Origin of the sequence: Paraburkholderia sp. J76, from assembly GCF_905220295.1 — a bacterium.
Lineage (GTDB): Bacteria > Pseudomonadota > Gammaproteobacteria > Burkholderiales > Burkholderiaceae > Paraburkholderia.
The window spans coordinates 532,287-548,336 of sequence record NZ_CAJMZJ010000001.1 but is presented as its reverse complement, the minus strand read 5'-3'; the positions used below and the strand labels follow the sequence as shown (position 1 = coordinate 548,336).

General features: G+C 62.4%; 14 protein-coding genes. 4 read left to right on the top strand and 10 right to left on the bottom strand.

The genetic code is table 11. The annotated features are described in order from the left end of the window. Positions 1 to 88: 88 nt before the first annotated feature. From U5768_RS02490 to rbsK, 4 genes are all read right to left on the bottom strand, one after another. Complete coding sequence (locus U5768_RS02490) at positions 89 to 1,048, bottom strand: ABC transporter permease subunit (RefSeq protein ID WP_322028794.1); 960 nt, start codon at positions 1,046 to 1,048, stop codon at positions 89 to 91. Between the two features lie 120 nt (positions 1,049 to 1,168). After that, positions 1,169 to 2,671, bottom strand: a complete 1,503-nt coding sequence (locus U5768_RS02485; protein WP_322028793.1) for a sugar ABC transporter ATP-binding protein — start codon at positions 2,669 to 2,671, stop codon at positions 1,169 to 1,171. A gap of 19 nt (positions 2,672 to 2,690) precedes the next feature. Then, positions 2,691 to 3,089: a D-ribose pyranase gene (gene rbsD / locus U5768_RS02480; protein ID WP_322028792.1), complete on the bottom strand. Its 399-nt coding sequence runs from the start codon at positions 3,087 to 3,089 to the stop codon at positions 2,691 to 2,693. A gap of 8 nt (positions 3,090 to 3,097) precedes the next feature. Next, positions 3,098 to 3,988 (bottom strand): ribokinase, encoded by an 891-nt coding sequence (rbsK, locus tag U5768_RS02475; protein WP_322028791.1) that lies wholly within the window; start codon positions 3,986 to 3,988, stop codon positions 3,098 to 3,100. Positions 3,989 to 4,198: 210 nt separating this feature from the next. Between rbsK and U5768_RS02470 the strand changes: the two genes are divergently transcribed. Further along, entirely contained in the window at positions 4,199 to 5,119 is a 921-nt protein-coding gene (locus U5768_RS02470) for a 3-hydroxyacyl-CoA dehydrogenase family protein (RefSeq protein WP_322028790.1), read from the top strand. 38 nt (positions 5,120 to 5,157) lie between these two features. Here the strand turns inward: U5768_RS02470 and U5768_RS02465 are convergent, their stop codons facing one another. Further along, complete coding sequence (locus U5768_RS02465) at positions 5,158 to 5,754, bottom strand: DUF1349 domain-containing protein (RefSeq protein ID WP_322028789.1); 597 nt, start codon at positions 5,752 to 5,754, stop codon at positions 5,158 to 5,160. A gap of 110 nt (positions 5,755 to 5,864) precedes the next feature. Continuing rightward, positions 5,865 to 6,293, bottom strand: a complete 429-nt coding sequence (locus tag U5768_RS02460) for a hypothetical protein (protein ID WP_322028788.1) — start codon at positions 6,291 to 6,293, stop codon at positions 5,865 to 5,867. A 210-nt stretch (positions 6,294 to 6,503) separates the two neighbouring features. Between U5768_RS02460 and U5768_RS02455 the strand changes: the two genes are divergently transcribed. Next, a complete protein-coding gene (locus U5768_RS02455) occupies positions 6,504 to 6,941 on the top strand; it encodes a GNAT family N-acetyltransferase (RefSeq protein ID WP_322028787.1) in 438 nt (145 codons plus the stop codon). A gap of 51 nt (positions 6,942 to 6,992) precedes the next feature. On the opposite strand, the gene U5768_RS02450 is transcribed toward U5768_RS02455, so the two are convergent. Beyond that, a complete protein-coding gene (locus U5768_RS02450) occupies positions 6,993 to 8,453 on the bottom strand; it encodes a sigma-54 interaction domain-containing protein (protein ID WP_322028786.1) in 1,461 nt (486 codons plus the stop codon). Between the two features lie 343 nt (positions 8,454 to 8,796). Between U5768_RS02450 and U5768_RS02445 the strand changes: the two genes are divergently transcribed. Together U5768_RS02445 and U5768_RS02440 are read left to right on the top strand one after the other, a co-directional pair. Then, the gene (locus U5768_RS02445) at positions 8,797 to 10,197 is read left to right on the top strand and encodes a GntP family permease (protein WP_322028785.1); all 1,401 of its coding nucleotides are present in this window, start codon (positions 8,797 to 8,799) and stop codon (positions 10,195 to 10,197) included. A 24-nt stretch (positions 10,198 to 10,221) separates the two neighbouring features. Next, positions 10,222 to 11,013 carry a 3-hydroxybutyrate dehydrogenase gene (locus tag U5768_RS02440; protein WP_322028784.1) on the top strand — a complete coding sequence of 264 codons (792 nt, stop codon included), beginning with the start codon at positions 10,222 to 10,224 and terminating at the stop codon, positions 11,011 to 11,013. A 5-nt stretch (positions 11,014 to 11,018) separates the two neighbouring features. Here U5768_RS02440 and U5768_RS02435 read toward each other — a convergent pair whose 3' ends face one another. From U5768_RS02435 to U5768_RS02425, 3 genes are all read right to left on the bottom strand, one after another. Continuing rightward, positions 11,019 to 11,798, bottom strand: a complete 780-nt coding sequence (locus U5768_RS02435) for a hypothetical protein (RefSeq protein ID WP_322028783.1) — start codon at positions 11,796 to 11,798, stop codon at positions 11,019 to 11,021. Positions 11,799 to 11,935: 137 nt separating this feature from the next. Then, entirely contained in the window at positions 11,936 to 14,896 is a 2,961-nt protein-coding gene (locus U5768_RS02430; protein WP_322028782.1) for an EAL domain-containing protein, read from the bottom strand. Continuing rightward, positions 14,893 to 16,026, bottom strand: a complete 1,134-nt coding sequence (locus U5768_RS02425; RefSeq protein ID WP_415913841.1) for an ABC transporter substrate-binding protein — start codon at positions 16,024 to 16,026, stop codon at positions 14,893 to 14,895. The genes U5768_RS02430 and U5768_RS02425 overlap by 4 nt, the downstream gene beginning before the upstream one ends. Between the last annotated feature and the right edge of the window lie 24 nt (positions 16,027 to 16,050).

Genomic DNA, 16,050 nt, shown 5'->3' with positions numbered 1-16,050 from the left:
TGTGGAATGTGGGGAAAATAAAAACTCAGGATAACTATCGATGTAAAACTGCCGCGCCGCGCCAGTCGAGCGCGGTGCGGCCTTGCAGTTACGACGACTTCTTGTTGCCGCGATCGATCAGCACGGCAAGCAGGATCACGATGCCCTTGATGACCTGCTGATAGAACGACGACACGTCGAGCAGATTCAGGCCGTTGTTGAGCACGCCGATCAGCAGCGCGCCCACGAGCGTGCCGAAGATCCAGCCGCGGCCGCCCGTCAGGCTCGTGCCGCCCAGCACCACGGCGGCGATGGCGTCCAGTTCGTAGCCCGTGCCCGCGGTCGGCTGCGCGGAATTCAGGCGCGAGGTCAGCACCACGCCCGCGAGCGCCGACATCACGCCCGCAATCGTATAAACCCACAACTGGATGCGATCGACCTTCACGCCGGAAAGCTTCGCCGATTCGGCATTGCCGCCCGTTGCGTAGATATGGCGGCCGAACACGGTCTTGCGCAGCAGCACCCAGAACACGCCGAACATCACGAGCATGAGCACGACGGGAATCGGCACGAGGCGCGCGACGTAGCCGCCGCCCAGCAACGAGAAGAAGTCGCTGTTGAAGCTGCTGATGGGGCTGCCGTTCGACACGACGAGCGCGAGGCCGCGCAGCACCGTCATCGAACCGAGCGTGGCGATGAACGGCGCGACCTTGCCCTTGCTGATGACGAGTCCGTTGGCGAAGCCCATCGCGCCGCCGGCCGCGAGACCGGCGAGCGTCGCGACGAAGGCGGGCGTGCCGGCGCTCAGCAGCGTCGCGATGATCACGGAGGAAAGCGCGAGCACGGAGCCCGCCGAAAGATCGATGCCGCCAAGCAGAATCACGAGCGTCATGCCGAATGCGATCAGCGCGTTGATGGACGCCTGCCGCATGACGTTGAGCAGATTGTCGACCGTGAGGAAATCGCGGCTCACGATCGAGAGCGCCACCGCAATGATCAGTAGTGCTACGAAGGGACCGAGCTTTTGCAGCGTCGCCCGGTTGCCGGGGGTGAGAGTCACTTGCGACATGTCATGTCTCTTGAGTTTGGCTTGAGTTTGCAGTGAATTGGAATGCGCCTTCGCCTTGGTTCGCTTGGTTCGCTTGGTTCGCTTGGTTCGCTTGGTTCGCTTGGTTCGCCTTCGTTTGGCTCAGGCAGCGACGGCTTGCGGCGCAGCGGCAGCCTGGCCGCCAGCAGCAGCCGTCATGATCAGTTCCTGCGTCGCGGTGGCCGCTTCGAAGATGCCGTTCTGGCGCCCCTGATGCATGACGAGAATGCGGTCGCTCATGGCCAGCACTTCGGGCAACTCGGACGACACCATCACAATGGCCACGCCCTGCTCCGCGAGCTGATTGACGATCGTATAGATTTCGGCTTTGCCGCCCACGTCCACGCCGCGCGTGGGCTCGTCGAGCAGCAGCACTTTCGGCGGATGCGCGAGCCACTTCGCGAACACGACCTTTTGCTGATTGCCGCCCGAAAGCGCCTTGACGTCCAGCTCCGCGTCGCGCGTGCGTACGCGCAACTGCTTGATGAGGCCGTCCACGGCGCTGCGCTCCGCGCGCTCGTTCACGAAGCCGAGCGTGGCGTACTGGTCCAGATGCACGAGCGTCGCGTTTTCACGCACCGACATGCCGAGCACGAGCCCCTGACGCTTGCGGTCTTCCGTGACGAAGCCGATGCCCGCCGCAATCGCGCTGGACGCGTCGCGCAGGTCGAGCGCCTGGCCGTCCAGCGTCACCGTGCCCGCGGTCTTGCGCTTTGCGCCGAACAGCGTGCGCAGAATCTCGCTGCGGCCCGCGCCCATGAGTCCCGCAATGCCGAGCACTTCGCCCGCGCGCACGTCGAACGTAATGCCTTCGATATGGCCTTCGTCGGCAAGATTGGCCACGCTCATGCGCACCGCGCCCGGCGTGTGCCGGCGCTTCGGAAAACGCTCGCCAATCTCGCGGCCCACCATCAGCCGCACGATCTCGTCGAAACCCGTCTCGCGAATCGCACGCTCGCCGACGAAATGACCGTCGCGCAGCACGCTGATCTTGTCGCATACGCGGAAAATCTCTTCCATGCGGTGCGAAACGTAGACGATCGCCACACCGCTCGCCTTGAGCGACTGCATGATCTCGAAGAGCGTTTCGATCTCGCGGTTCGTGAGCGCGGCGGTCGGTTCGTCCATCACGAGAACCTGCGCGTTCAGCGACAGCGCCTTGGCGATTTCCACGAGCTGCTGCTGACCGATGGAGAGCAGCCCCGCCTCGGTCTGCGGATCGATACGCTGCGCGCCGACCTTGTCGAGCCACTTGCGCGCCTCTTTGCGCATCGTCGCGGTATCGACCATGCCGAAGCGGCTCGGCTCGCGGCCAAGGAAAAGATTCTCCATCACCGTGAGCTGCGGGATGAGATTCAACTCCTGGTGAATGATGCCGATGCCGGCGCGTTCGGCCTCGACGGTGCTGCGAATCTGCACCGCGCGGCCATCGACGAGAATCTCGCCCGCATCGGCTTGATACACGCCGCTCAGGATCTTCATGAGCGTCGATTTGCCTGCGCCGTTCTCGCCCATCAGCGCGTGGATCTCGCCGGCCTCGATGCGGAAATCGACGCCTTCGAGCACGCGAACCGGACCGAACGCCTTGCCGATCCCCTGCATCATCACTTGCATCCTGGACCTCTCAGAAAATCACGCCCGCATGCAAAATCACGTTTGCGTAAGGGCTGCATTCGCCGGTGCGGATCACCGCTTTCGCCTCGCGGCAGCGGCGCTTGAATTCCTCGTGCGGCACGTTTTCCACGTCGATGCGCGCGGCGGCCATGTCGCGGCTGCGCGCGACCACGGCCGCGTTGTGCGTCTGCGCCTCGCTCGCGAACACCGCGCGCTCGGCCTTGAAGTCCGCGAGCACGCTGTCGAGCACGGCGAAGAAGTCCGGTACGCCCACCGCGAGCGAAACGTCGATGCACTCCACGCCGTCGGGAACCGGCAGACCGCAATCGGCGATCACGAGGCTGTCCGTGTGGCCCATGCGGGCGAGCACCCGTGCGATGTCGCGATTCAGATGTCCGTGTTTTTTCACTGCGTTTCTCAGGCTTGCGTATTCAGGAAGGCTTCGAGTTCGGCGAGCGTGGGCATGCCGCCCTGCGCGCCGGCGCGCGTGACCGAAAGCGCGCCCGCCGCGTTCGCGCGCCGCACGGCCTCGCCGATGCCGAGATGCCAGAACGCCGCGAGCGCGCCGTTGAAGGTGTCGCCGGCGCCGGTCGTATCGACGGCCGCGACGACAAAACCCGGCTGATGCACGAGTGCGCCATCGGCATCGGCGTAATACGCGCCATCTTTACCGTGCGTCATGGCGATGCGGATGGGCGAGCGCGCGATGACCTCGGCCCACGCACCTTCCGGCGTTTGCAGCGCGGTCGCGAGTTCATGCTCGTTTGGCGTCAGCAGCGTGGTCAGTTCGAGCAGTTCGCCGCTCAGTTCGACGGCGGGTGCGGGATTGAGAAAGAATGGCTTGCCGTGTTCGCGGGCGCGCCGCGCGGCATGCAACACCGTTGCGTAAGGCACTTCGAGTTGCGCGAGCACGACGTCGGCCTGCGCGATCGCGGCGCTTGCGCGGTCGATGTCGTCGGGCGAAAGCTCGTGGTTCGCGCCGGGCACGACGATGATCGCGTTGTCGCCGCCCGAGAGCGTGATCGAAGCGATGCCGGTTGCTTCGCGGCCCGTGTTCACGTGGGCGATATCGACGCCTTCGCGCGCGAGCGTGGCCTTCATTTCGCCGCCGAAGGCATCCGCGCCGACGCAGCCGATCATCGTCACCTCGGCGCCCAGACGCGCCGCCGCGACCGCCTGGTTCGCGCCCTTGCCGCCCGGATGCGTCGAAAAATGCGAGCCGAACAACGTTTCGCCGAGCCGCGGAAACGTCGCGGTCGCGACGACCATGTCCATGTTGATGCTGCCCACCACCACTACGCGCGCCATTGCATTTCCTTTCCTCGGCCCTCCGCATCTGCGGTTTTCGCCGTGCTAAAACGTAATCAGCTTGGGAGCGCAGTTATACCAGAGTCCTTACGCGGGCGAAATAGCCCCAGGGTATAACCGGATGAATGCAACAATATGTCCCCGATTATCGATGCCCAACCGCGCTATGCTGTCGAGCCCGAAACGGCAACAGCAAGGAGATGACGAAGCATGGACAGAACGGTGACGGTGGCGGGCGTGATCGGCACGGGGTTGATGGGCGTTGGCATCGCGACGCAATGTGCGCTGCACGGCCTGCGCACGATCGTGCACGATGTCGATCCCGCGCGGCTCGCGAATGTGTCCGCGATAGCCCGGACCGTGCTCGACGAACTGATCGACGCGGGCCGTATCGATGCGGCGACAGGCGCGGCCGCGCTCGCGCGTATCGAAACGAGCGCGACGCTCGAAGCCATGCCCGACGCGCAGTTCGTTTTCGAGGCCGTGCCCGAAGTGCTCGATCTCAAGCACAGGCTCTACGCGCAACTCGACGCGGTGCTGGCCCCCGACGCGATTCTCGCGAGCAATACGAGCGGCTTCGAACCCGATCTGCTAGCGCAGCCGCTCGCCGCGCCGGAGCGCTTCGTGATCGCGCATTTCTGGAATCCGCCGCACATGATTCCGCTAGTCGAGGTCGTACCGGGAAGCGCCACCGCGCCCGAGGTCACCGCGCGAGCCGCGACGCTCATGCACGCGATCGGCATGGAGCCCGTGGTGCTCGCCAGGTCGATTCCCGGCTTCGTCGGCAACCGCCTGCAATTCGCGGTGCTGCGCGAAGCGCTCAATATCGTGCGTTCGGGCGCGGCGAGCCCCGAGGTGGTGGACCGCGTGATGAAGGCGTCGCTTGGCCGGCGGTGGGGCATTGTCGGCCCGTTCGAGAGCGCGGATATGGGCGGCCTCGACACCTTCGTCGACATCGCCTCGCATCTCATGCCGGAACTTGCAAAAGACGAAGATGTGATCGACTTGTTGCGCGCGCAAGTAAAAGCGGGCCGCGTGGGCGTACGCAGCGGCGCGGGCTTTTATGACTGGGACGAGGCGCATCTGGCGCGCGTGAAGGCGGCGCGCAAAAAGCTGATTTCAGGCGGATGAGCGGGAATTCGCGTAGCGACGAGCACGCGTGAAGGCCCCTAGCGGTCGTCGTCAATCGTCAATCGTGAAGACGCCGGTCTATCGCGGGACCGATCCGAAAATCGCGGAACAGCACCTCGAAACCCTCGCGCTCGGGCGAGCAGCACATCACCGACCTGCGCCTTGCTGGTCGGCGGGAGATACGCGAGCCGGATCAGTTGCCACTTCTGGTCCGCCTCGCGCAGGTACTGCACCCTGATCGCCTCCGCGTGCCTCGTGAGCCGCAATCTCACGCCATCCGGTGGCAATGCCACGCGCTGTATGGACCAGTCAGAATGATCGTTGGTCACGACCACCGACACACAAACTGCGCCGTCCGTGAATTCCGTGCCGGCCTTGATCCAGTGCGACTCGCTCAGCCGGATCATCAGTCCCGCCTGGTCGTACAAGGTCTCGTAGCGCCCGTCCACGGTCACTTCGACGGAAAAATCCCCTTCAACGGCGACAAAAGCGAAGTGTCCCGAATCGCGCCAGAAGTCGTAGAAGGTGCCCCGCCAGAAATCGGTCCGGTTGCCGGTCTTGACCCAGAGATCGCCCGATCTGATCTCCGAAGAAGCCGGCGCGTTGAACCACGTGTAGTTCTCGAAGCCTTTCATTGCGATCTCCCGTCGACTGAGGCGCGGCGTCGCCTGGCGCAGCCCGGCCAGTTAGTGTATCGCGCAGCAGCGTTGTGCAATGCGGCGCGAAACCTCGACGATGTCGCGGCTCACTGTACAGTTTCGGGCTGTGCGCGAAGCTTGTCCTTTATCGCGGCAACGCAATTCATGAACTGGGTGCGAAGCCCGACTGAGTTGTCGCTCGGCGCGGCCAGGCCGTCGGATGTCACAGACCACCCGTCGGGCGTGCGGGAAACGTCGAGTTCGAAGTATTCGGCCGACTCGCTATCCAAAACCACCGACTCGCGAAAGTCGCCTTTTACCGAACGAACGACCGCTTCGCAGCCCTGCTGAAGCCGCGCGGGACTATGAGCGGACAAACCGATCGAGCCGTCGCGAACGGGGACCGCGCCGTACATGCGCAACGCCTCGAACTGCGCAGGCATTGCAGCCGTGACGAACTGGGTGTCCGAATCTGAAACGGCGTCTCCGCATCCCGCGAGCGTGCCGGCAAAAACCGCCGCGAGCGCGATACGCATGCAATCGCGCCTGAGAGCATGTTCGTGGGCCCGTAGTCTTTGCGCAAACGTTAGCGTTTTCATCTCCAACGGGTCAGCCTAGATATTAGAGTTAGTTATTACGGCTTGCGCTTTGCATATTTTGATCGGGATAAACCCTTGTTATGCCCGCATCGGTTCGGGTAAGTAGACAATGGGCGCGAATATTCACGTCACGAGCGGACGGGACGAATGAACGATAGTGAAATTACGCTGCGCGCGGCGACGCCTGCCGACGAGCCATTTCTGTTCGATCTGCGCAGAGCGACGATGGACGACCACCTCAAACGTGCTGGCGAGCCGACCGACGAGCATACCCATTGGGAACGTCTACGTTACCGCTACGACGACGCCCACATCGTCTGCTGCGGGTCCGAAAAACTCGGCCTTTTCAAATTCTTCCGGGAGGCGCACGAATGGACTATCGTGCAAATTCAGATCTTGCCGACCCATCAGGGTCGAGGCATCGCAGCCCGTCTGATCGGTGAATTGTTGAAGCAGGCAGACGACGCGGGTGTGCCCGTCAAGCTAAGTGTTCTAAAAGGAAACCAGGCGATCAATCTCTATCAACGCCTGGGGTTTCGGCTAGTCGATACGACGGATACATCCTTTCAGATGAGGCGAGAGTAAGCGCAGTCGAATGCCCGCAACACAGGCAACGCAGGCGCGCAGCGGACGGCACTAAATCTCTATACCGAGCGCAACGATCCTCCGGTACAACGTCGCGCGCGCCATGCCGATCCGCGCGGCGGCTTTCGTCACCTGCCCGCCTGCCGCGCGCAATGCGTCGGTCAGAAAGCGGCGTTCGAAATCGCGCATTGCTTCGTCGTACTGTTGATGCGGCGGCGCGCTGCCGTGGTCGGACGTACCGGGCATATCGGCCACCTCCTCGCTTTCCACGCCCTGCCCGCGCCCGTCACCGATGAAGCGCGCGAGCGCGCGCGCGTCGATGCGCTCGCTGTCCGATAGCAACACCGCGCGTTCGAGCGTATTGCGCAACTCACGCACGTTGCCCGGCCAGTCATACGCACACAGCACCGTAAGCGCATTCTTGTCGAGTTCGAGATGCCCCGCGCCGCTTTCCACCGCCAGCTTGTCGAGAATCGAATACGCCAATGCTTCGATGTCCGCAAGGCGCTCGCGCAGCGGCGGCACGCGAATCATCAGCACGTTAAGCCGGTAATAAAGGTCCGCGCGAAACCGGCCCTGCGCCACGAGCGCGGGCAGATCCGCCGACGTCGCCGCCACGATGCGCACATCGGTGCGCACGATGCGATTCGACCCGAGCGGTTCGAACTCCTGCTCCTGCAAAACCCGCAGCAATTTGCCCTGCAGCGCGAGCGGCATGTCGCCGATCTCGTCGAGAAAGAGCGTGCCGCCCTGGGCCAATTCGAATTTGCCGATGCGCCCCTTGCGCTCCGCACCCGTGTACGCGCCCGCTTCCGCACCGAAGAATTCAAGCTCCAGTAGCGTGTCGGGAATCGCCGCGACGTTCACCGTCACGAGCGGGCCGTCCGCGCGTCCCGACGCGCCGTGTATGGCGTGCGCGAGCAGTTCCTTGCCCGTGCCCGTTTCGCCGAGCAGGAGCACCGGCGAGGCAAGACGCGCGGCGCGGCGCGCCTGGCGCTTCACTTCGAGGCTGGCTGCGCTCGTGCCGATGAGGCTTGAAAAGCTGTACTTCGCGCGACGCACCTGCGCGAGCGACTGGCGCGTGCTGATCAGTTCGGCGCGCAGCCGCGCGTACTGGCTAAAAAGCGGCGACAGTCCCTTGAGTTCGTTGAACAGCACGAAGCCGACTGCGCCGATTGTTTCGCCGTTATCGTCCTTGATCGGCAAACGCGTCACGACAATGGGATCGCGATCGGTTTCGAGAATGTCGAGCAGGATGGGCTCGCCGCCCTTCACGACGTCGCGCATCATGCTGTTCGGAATGACGCTTTCGCAATCGAGTCCGATCACCGCAGCGGGATCGTCGAAACCGAAGCGTGCCGCATAGTGCCGGTTGATCCATACCACGCGCGCATTGCGGTCGACGATCACGGTGCCTTCGCTGAACTTGTCGAGCGATTGAAAGAGCGATTGCATCGCCAGTTTGCGCACATGGTCGTAGTCGGCCAGCAGCGCTGTCGTTTCGATTTCCATTCGGTTCTTTTCTTCGGTCGTGGCCGGATATGGCGCGTGAATTCCCGTTTTCGGGACGCATTATCCCAGAATTGAGATTTGCCGGCGCGCTCGGCCATATCGGGGCTGTGCGCTGGAATTCGCGGTCCGCGGACAGTTTTGTCGCCGAAGTCGTCCCAGTTCCGGGACGCGTTGCCTCCGCAACCTTCTTCCCGCACAACCTGCGCGCGCTTTGCCCTATGTCGTCCCGCTTCGCGCAAGGCTTCGCGCCCGCTGGCACATATCGTGCTCTAATGCGCGGTCGCGCCGGCCTCGGCGTGCGAACAACAAACAGACCTGCACGAATAAACCCACTGGAGACAAGATGTCCTTTGTGATTGTGATCGCCGCTTTGGCGTTCCTGATGTTTGTGGCCTACCGCGGCTACAGCGTCATTCTCTTTGCGCCTATCGCCGCACTAGGCGCCGTGCTCCTGATCGATCCCGCCGCCGTCGCGCCCGTGTTTTCCGGCATCTTCATGGAAAAGATGGTTGGCTTCGTCAAGCTCTACTTCCCCGTGTTCCTGCTCGGCGCGGTGTTTGGTAAGGTGATCGAACTATCGGGTTTCTCCGAAGCGATCGTGGCCGCCGCCATCCGCTACATTGGCCGTTCGCGCGCCAATGCCGTGATCGTCGCGGTGTGCGCGCTGCTCACCTATGGCGGCGTATCGCTCTTCGTCGTGGTGTTCGCGGTGTATCCGTTCGCCGCCGAACTCTATCGCCAGAGCAATATTCCCAAGCGCCTCATGCCCGGCGCCATCGCGCTCGGCGCGTTCACGTTCACGATGGATTCGCTGCCCGGCACGCCGCAAATCCAGAACATCATTCCCACCACGTTCTTCAAGACCACTGCGTGGGCCGCGCCGTGGCTCGGCGTGATCGGTTCGATCTTCATCATCGTGGTCGGTCTCACCTACCTCGAATGGCGCCGCCGCAGCGCCATGGCGAAGGGCGAAGGCTACGGCACTTCACTCGTGAACGAACCGGAACGCGTCGAGACGGGTAACTTGCCCCATCCGGCGCTGGCCATTGCGCCGCTCGTGCTCGTTGGCGTGGCCAACTTCCTGCTGACGAAGTGGATTCCGCAGTGGTACGGCGAGAGCTTCACCGTCGCGCCCGACGTGCTGCCTGGCATTCACGCGCCCCTCACGGTGCCCGTTAAAAGCGTCGTCGCCATCTGGGCCGTTCAGGGCGCACTGCTGCTCGGCATTCTGCTCGTCGTCGTCACCGCGTTTAACCGCGTGAAGGAACGCTTCGCGACCGGCACGAAAACCGCCGTGGGCGGCGCGCTGCTCGCCACGCTCAACACGGCGTCCGAATATGGCTTCGGCGGCGTGATTTCGGCGCTACCCGGCTTTCTCGTGATCGGCAATGCACTCAAGGCCATTCCGAATCCGCTGGTGAATGCGGCCGTGTCGGTTTCGGCGCTCGCCGGTATCACGGGCTCCGCTTCGGGCGGCATGAGCATTGCGCTCGCCGCCATGTCGGACACCTTCATCAAGACCGCGCAGGCCGCGCACATTCCGATGGAAGTGCTCCACCGCGTGGTGGCCATGGCAAGCGGCGGCATGGACACGCTGCCGCACAACGGCGCGGTCATCACGCTGCTCGCGGTCACGGGTCTCACGCACCGCGAGTCGTATCGCGACATTTTCGCGGTGACCATCATCAAGACGCTCGCGGTGTTCTTCGTTATCGCCGTGTTCTATCTGACCGGTATCGTCTAACCGGCACTCATTCCAGGCTCACTCATGCAACTCCCCAACACGCTTTCTCTCGCCGGAAAAACCGCCGTCGTTACGGGCTCGACCAGCGGCATCGGTCTTGGCATTGCGACGGCGCTGGCCCGCGCGGGCGCCAATATCGTGCTGAACGGTTTCGGCGATCCGGCGCCCGCAATCGCGCAGATCGAAGCGACGGGCGCGCGCGCCGCCCATCACAACGCGGACATGAGCCGTCCTGCCGAGATCGAAGCCCTCGTGGCTTTCGCGGCAAGCACGTTCGGCGGGCTTGATATTCTCGTCAACAACGCCGGTATTCAGTACGTCGAAACGATCGAGAATTTCCCGGTCGAGCGCTGGGACCAGATCATCGCGATCAACCTGAGCGCGACGTTTCACGCGACGCGCGCGGCGCTTCCCATCATGCGCGCGGCGGGTTGGGGGCGCGTGATCAATATCGCCTCGGTACACGGGCTGGTGGGTTCGGTCGGCAAGTCGGCCTATGTCGCGGCCAAGCACGGCGTGATCGGGCTCACCAAGGTCGCCGCACTGGAAACGGCGCGCAGCGGCGTCACCGTCAATGCGATCTGCCCGGGCTGGGTGCACACGCCGCTCGTGCAGAAGCAGATCGACGATCTGGCTCATCGCGAGGCCCTTTCCATCGAGGACGCCACGCTGAAACTGCTCGGCGAAAAGCAACCGTCGGCGCACTTCGCGACGGTCGAGCAAATTGGCGGCATCGCCGCGTTTCTGTGCTCGGAGGCGGCGAGCGAGATGCGCGGCGCGGAGTTGAAAGTGGACGGGGGCTGGCTCGCGCAATAAACGCGTCAATCGCGCGCCATGCGCCGCAGTTTCATGGCGTGCAAACGCTGGCTCAGTCCTTTGAATACGCTGCCTTCGTGCGGGTCGCCGAAGTGCAGCAACACCGTACAGCGAACGCTGGAAGGCGCACAAGCCAGATTCGCATGCAACGAACGCAAGCCCCACATGAAGTACAGATTTCCGGGCTTCAATGTCACGACCTGTGCGCGAAGCCGCTGCTGAACACGCGGCGAGCGCCAGATCCTTCCGAGCATCTTTTCCACTATCGCCTTCTCGATGATATTGACGATCGCGAAGCGCCGAGCATTGCGTAGATTCGGGAACATCATGAGCTGGCCGGCGCGTTCGTCCTTGTCGTCGGGTATCAGAACCGGCAGCAATATCGATATGGCGTACGAATCGTAGTGGTAAATGTTCGAATGACGGATGCCCTGTTCTCCCGAAAGCACCCGCATAACCGGCAGAATTCGGCCACTGGGCGGAGGCTTGCGCATTTTGCGCACATACAACTGGCGCAATAACGCTTGCAGCCCCGCGTCTTCAAAAAGCGGAGCAAGACAGGTGCTGTTTATCCATTGCGGGCCGCTAAAGCCGAAATAGCGATTGCCATGCTGTTCGATCAGCTCGGCTACGCCGCTGCGAAGCCTGGCGAGAATCGCGGGCGGCACGATGTCGTAAAGAACGCCCACGCCGTCTTCGTCCATCGACTTCGCGAGCGCCGGCGCACTCTCGCCCCCTATCCGCGCGAACTCTTCGAGCGGCAGATCATCGTTCAGCGCGTTCATCGCGGTTCCCTCGCGCGGTCAGGTTGGCCAATACAGGCACAGTGCAGACCGTAGACTGGAGGAAAAAGCTTTCACGTTCCGTACGTCTTCGTACAAAAGGCCTTAACGCGCCGATATGAGGCGTGCGCATCCATTTGTTAGCTATCGTTTCGCTCCGGCTCGCCAGCCGTGTCTGCTGCAACCCGCGGCCAGACCAGATGCTCGAACTGTTCCGGCGCGACAGGCGCGGAATACAGATAGCCCTGCGCGAAATCGCAGCCCATCGTCTTGAGGAAATCGCGTTGCCCGACCGTTTCCACGCCCTCGGCGATAACCTGAATGCCCAGCTTGTGCGCGAGCACCACCATCGCCTCGCATAGCACCTGATTGTTTTCGTCCACGCTCAGGTTCTGGACAAACGAACGGTCGATTTTCAGGTAATCGATGTCGAAGCGCTTGAGATAGGCAAGCGACGAATAACCGGTGCCGAAGTCGTCGATCGAAATGCCAATGCCGGCAAGACGGAAATCCAGCAGCCGCTCGTCGATATTCGATTCCGCCTGGAGCAGCAGCCCCTCGGTAATTTCCACCACCACGCTTTGCCCCGGCATGCCCTCGCGATTGAGGTAGTCATGCCATCGCACGCCCACTGCGCTGTCCTGGCGGACCTGCACCGGAGACATGTTGACGCTGATCTGGAACGACGGGTCATATTGCTCGCGCCATATCCGCGCCTGTTGCACGGCTTGCATGAACACCCAATCGCCAATCGGAATGATCAAGCCGGTGTCTTCGGCGAGCGGAATGAATTCCAGCGGGTTGATCATGCCGCGTTCGGGATGCATCCAGCGTATCAGCGCCTCCGCTTTACGGACCTCGCCCGTCGCGAGGTCGACAACCGGTTGATAAACCAGCCGAAGCTGATTGCGCGGCAGCGCCGCGCGCAGGTCGCTGGTGAGGCGCAAGCGCGTTTGCGCTTCCAGTTGCATGTCGGGCGTGAAATAACTAAAGCGATTGCGTCCCGCGTTCTTCGCCGCATACATTGCCTGGTCGGCGTTCTTGAACAGCGCATCGAGTTCAACGGTGTCGTCGGGGAAAACGGTGACACCGATACTCGCCGAAATATAAACTTCATCGGCACCGAGTTTGAATGGCTCAGTCAGTTTGCGATTGATATTACGCACGGTGTGCTCGACCGCTTCCATGTCGTCGAGATCGGGCAGGATCACGGTGAATTCGTCGCCCCCAAGCCGCGCGACGGTGTCCAGATTGCGCACGCACGCGCTAATGCGGCGCCCGGCTTCGATCAGCAGCACGTCGCCGCGGTCGTGCCCCAGCGAGTCGTTCACTTCCTTGAAGCGATCGAGGTCGATCAGCATCAGCGCCACGCGCTTTTCCGAGCGGCTCGCAAGCGCGGCCTCTTCGATGAGACGATCGTGAAATAGCTGCCGGTTCGGCAGCCCCGTCAGTGCGTCGAAATTGGCCTGTTTCCAGATAGTGGCCTCGAACGCCATGCGGTCGGAGAGGTCGCGCCCCACGGCGAGCACGGAACTCACATAACCGGAACGGTCGATTTCGGGCGTGATGCGAATGTGCGTACATTGCTCCAGTCCGTCCTTTCCCGCCCAGCGCAATTCGAACTGCGCGCTTTTTCCCGTGGCGAGCACTTCGCCAATCTTCCGTTCGTAGACCAGCGCATTCGCGCCGCCAGGCAGCTCCGAAGGCCGCTTGCCGAGGACGGTGGCGAGATCGCATCCCGCCGACCTGCAAAAGGCGGGATTCGCGAATGTGCGGCGAAGCTCGCGGTCGTATCGCGTGATGGTATCGGGCGAATTTTCGATCAGCGTGCGCGACTCCCGCTCGCGGGCGACGAGTTCCGCCGTCCGGTCGACGACAGTCTGCTCGAGCGTCGCATTGATTTCGTTGATCTTCTGAATCTTCTGCCTGATCGCCGCGCGCATGCGCTCGAAGCGGTGCGCCAGCCGCGCCAGTTCGTCCGGGCCGCCGACCGGTCCCGAACCTTCGGCGCCTTCGTCATCGACGGCGCCGGCATCCTCGCCCGTGTCGTGCATCTGACGAACGAGGTCCCGCAGCGGCGCCGAAATGCTGTTCGAAATAAACCAGGCAAGAAAAATGGAAAGCAGAAACCCGGAAATGCCGACCACCACGATCTGGTTGCGTACGGCCAGAGCCTGTGCTGTGAGACGCTGTTCCGCGATCATGCTGACCACGAACCAGCTCGTGCCGGGAATTCGCGCATAGGCGGCAAGATAGCGGCCGCCGCGATTCGATGCGAAATTCACGAACCGGCTCGACTCTCCCGATATGCGGTGACGGGCGATATCCGCGATCAGGCCGGGCTCGGGCGTCGCGCCCGCGTTGGGCGACGCAGCATTGTTCGGGACTACGATGATTTTGTTGTCGCTCGCGTCGAATACGTAAATCTCGGTTCCGCTGCCGGAGGCCACGTCGTTGAAAATCGTCGAGAAGTATTCGGGGCGAACGACCAGAACCAGACTGCCGATCTTCGCGTTGTCGCTCTTGTTGTAAATGGCGCGCACCATACCGAGGTTCTGCTGCCCGACGCCATCGTCGTAGCTGCCCCAGTACGTGCGTTCCTGCGACTCCTGCGAAAGGCCGACGAGCGCCGTCACACCCGTAGTCAACTGCGCGAATGCCTGCGTGTCCAGAATCCGGTCTTTCTGGTCGAGCAAATATTTCTGGTTGATGAAATCGACCGACCCGTAGTGCTCCAGGAGCAAACGCGTCATGTCCTCGCGCGCCTCGCTCTGCTCTCTGGCGCCGCCGCTCGCCGCTCTCGCCAAAGCCCCCTGGACCCGATCCGAAAGGACGAGAAGATTGCTTTCCGTTTCGATCTGCTGCATGCGCAGCTCGACGTTTCTCGAAACCTGCCGCACCACCTCTTTCGAGAATATCTCCGCGTTTTCCTTGATCGCCGCGACCGACTTCACATAGGAAATGCAGCCCGAAATAATGATGGGCAACAGCGCCAGCAGAATGAAAGCGGCAATCAGTCGATAGCGAATCTCGACGCGGCGAAGCAAATCCTGGCAGAGGTAGTCGAAAGCGCGGCGCAGCGACGCGGAGATCGAATTCATTTGTAATGCATCTTCGCTTCAGTCTTGACCGAGATGTCCAGGCGCTGCGCGGCTTGCCCGGGCGTGATTTTCTTGAGCAGCACATCCTGCATCAATTTATGCAGCAGCTCAATCGTGTTGGAAGGAAGCGACGAATAATACGGGCTCGCCGTGACCGGATAGCGGCTGACCGCATTCGTGTAGTCGACGATCTCCACGTCGCTCACCACCGTGCCCATGCCCTGCTGGAACGGCGAAACGTTGTGGCGTTTCCTCTGAAGAATCGGAAATCCCTTGCCGGCGATGAATTCCAGAAAACGCATGGCCGCGGCCTTGTTGGGTGTTTCGCAAACAGCGAAGCCCGTTTCGCTGCCGAACACCGGCACGGCGCGTTCACCGCGCGCGTTCCATGGCGGCACGAACACGCCCACCGAGAAATCGTTTCCATGCAGCATCAGGCCGGCGGCCCAACTGCCCTGAAACGCCATCGCCACCTTGCCCTCCTGGAAAAGGCGAATGCCTTCGTCGTACCCCGTCGTCATGAACGATGGCTGGGCGTAACCGCGCTCCGGTATCAATGCGATTCTGGCGAAGATGCGGGCCACTTCCGGCGTATTCAGATTCAGCGTACCGTCCGCCATTTTTTCTTTCCAGTGCGGCTCGTGCGCGACCACATTGTCGGCAAAACCGGATGCGAAAGGCCCGTTGCCGAGCATGTTCGGAAAGCCGCCGCTCCACATCACCGGCGTCATGCCCGCCTGCTTGAGCTTCGCGCATACCGCAAGGAATTCATCGAAATTCGTCGGCAGCGTATCGATGCCGGCCTGTGCGAACATGGCCCGGTTGTAATAGATCATCGTCGTCGCCACGCCGCCCGAAATACCGAACCCCTTGCCGGTGCGACTGGTCCAGTCGGGCTTGAGCGGGTCCAGCATATGTTTCCATGCGGCGCTCCGGCGAACGTCCGCGAGTACGCCCTGATCGGCCAGCGCCGCGCCATAGGCATTCGGATTGATGCTGACGATGTCCGGCAGCGTGCCGGCCGCCACGCGCGGCTTGACGTTTTCTTCGATCGAATTGCCGACCATGAACTGCACGTTCACGTGCACGTCGGGATTGAGTTTGTCGAACTCGGCGGCGATCTGGAGCATCTCCTCGGGCCAGTCGGGCGCCCA

What these genes read in the sequence shown, in the direction of transcription:
- U5768_RS02490 (WP_322028794.1), bottom strand. Translation starts at nt 1,048, where the DNA reads ATGTCGCAAGTGACTCTCACCCCCGGCAACCGGGCGACGCTGCAAAAG.
- U5768_RS02485 (WP_322028793.1), bottom strand. Translation starts at nt 2,671, where the DNA reads ATGATGCAGGGGATCGGCAAGGCGTTCGGTCCGGTTCGCGTGCTCGAA.
- rbsK (WP_322028791.1), bottom strand. Translation starts at nt 3,988, where the DNA reads ATGGCGCGCGTAGTGGTGGTGGGCAGCATCAACATGGACATGGTCGTC.
- U5768_RS02470 (WP_322028790.1), top strand. Translation starts at nt 4,199, where the DNA reads ATGGACAGAACGGTGACGGTGGCGGGCGTGATCGGCACGGGGTTGATG.
- U5768_RS02465 (WP_322028789.1), bottom strand. Translation starts at nt 5,754, where the DNA reads ATGAAAGGCTTCGAGAACTACACGTGGTTCAACGCGCCGGCTTCTTCG.
- U5768_RS02460 (WP_322028788.1), bottom strand. Translation starts at nt 6,293, where the DNA reads ATGCGTATCGCGCTCGCGGCGGTTTTTGCCGGCACGCTCGCGGGATGC.
- U5768_RS02455 (WP_322028787.1), top strand. Translation starts at nt 6,504, where the DNA reads ATGAACGATAGTGAAATTACGCTGCGCGCGGCGACGCCTGCCGACGAG.
- U5768_RS02450 (WP_322028786.1), bottom strand. Translation starts at nt 8,453, where the DNA reads ATGGAAATCGAAACGACAGCGCTGCTGGCCGACTACGACCATGTGCGC.
- U5768_RS02445 (WP_322028785.1), top strand. Translation starts at nt 8,797, where the DNA reads ATGTCCTTTGTGATTGTGATCGCCGCTTTGGCGTTCCTGATGTTTGTG.
- U5768_RS02440 (WP_322028784.1), top strand. Translation starts at nt 10,222, where the DNA reads ATGCAACTCCCCAACACGCTTTCTCTCGCCGGAAAAACCGCCGTCGTT.
- U5768_RS02435 (WP_322028783.1), bottom strand. Translation starts at nt 11,798, where the DNA reads ATGAACGCGCTGAACGATGATCTGCCGCTCGAAGAGTTCGCGCGGATA.
- U5768_RS02430 (WP_322028782.1), bottom strand. Translation starts at nt 14,896, where the DNA reads ATGAATTCGATCTCCGCGTCGCTGCGCCGCGCTTTCGACTACCTCTGC.
- U5768_RS02425 (WP_415913841.1), bottom strand. Translation starts at nt 16,026, where the DNA reads ATGCTCCAGATCGCCGCCGAGTTCGACAAACTCAATCCCGACGTGCAC.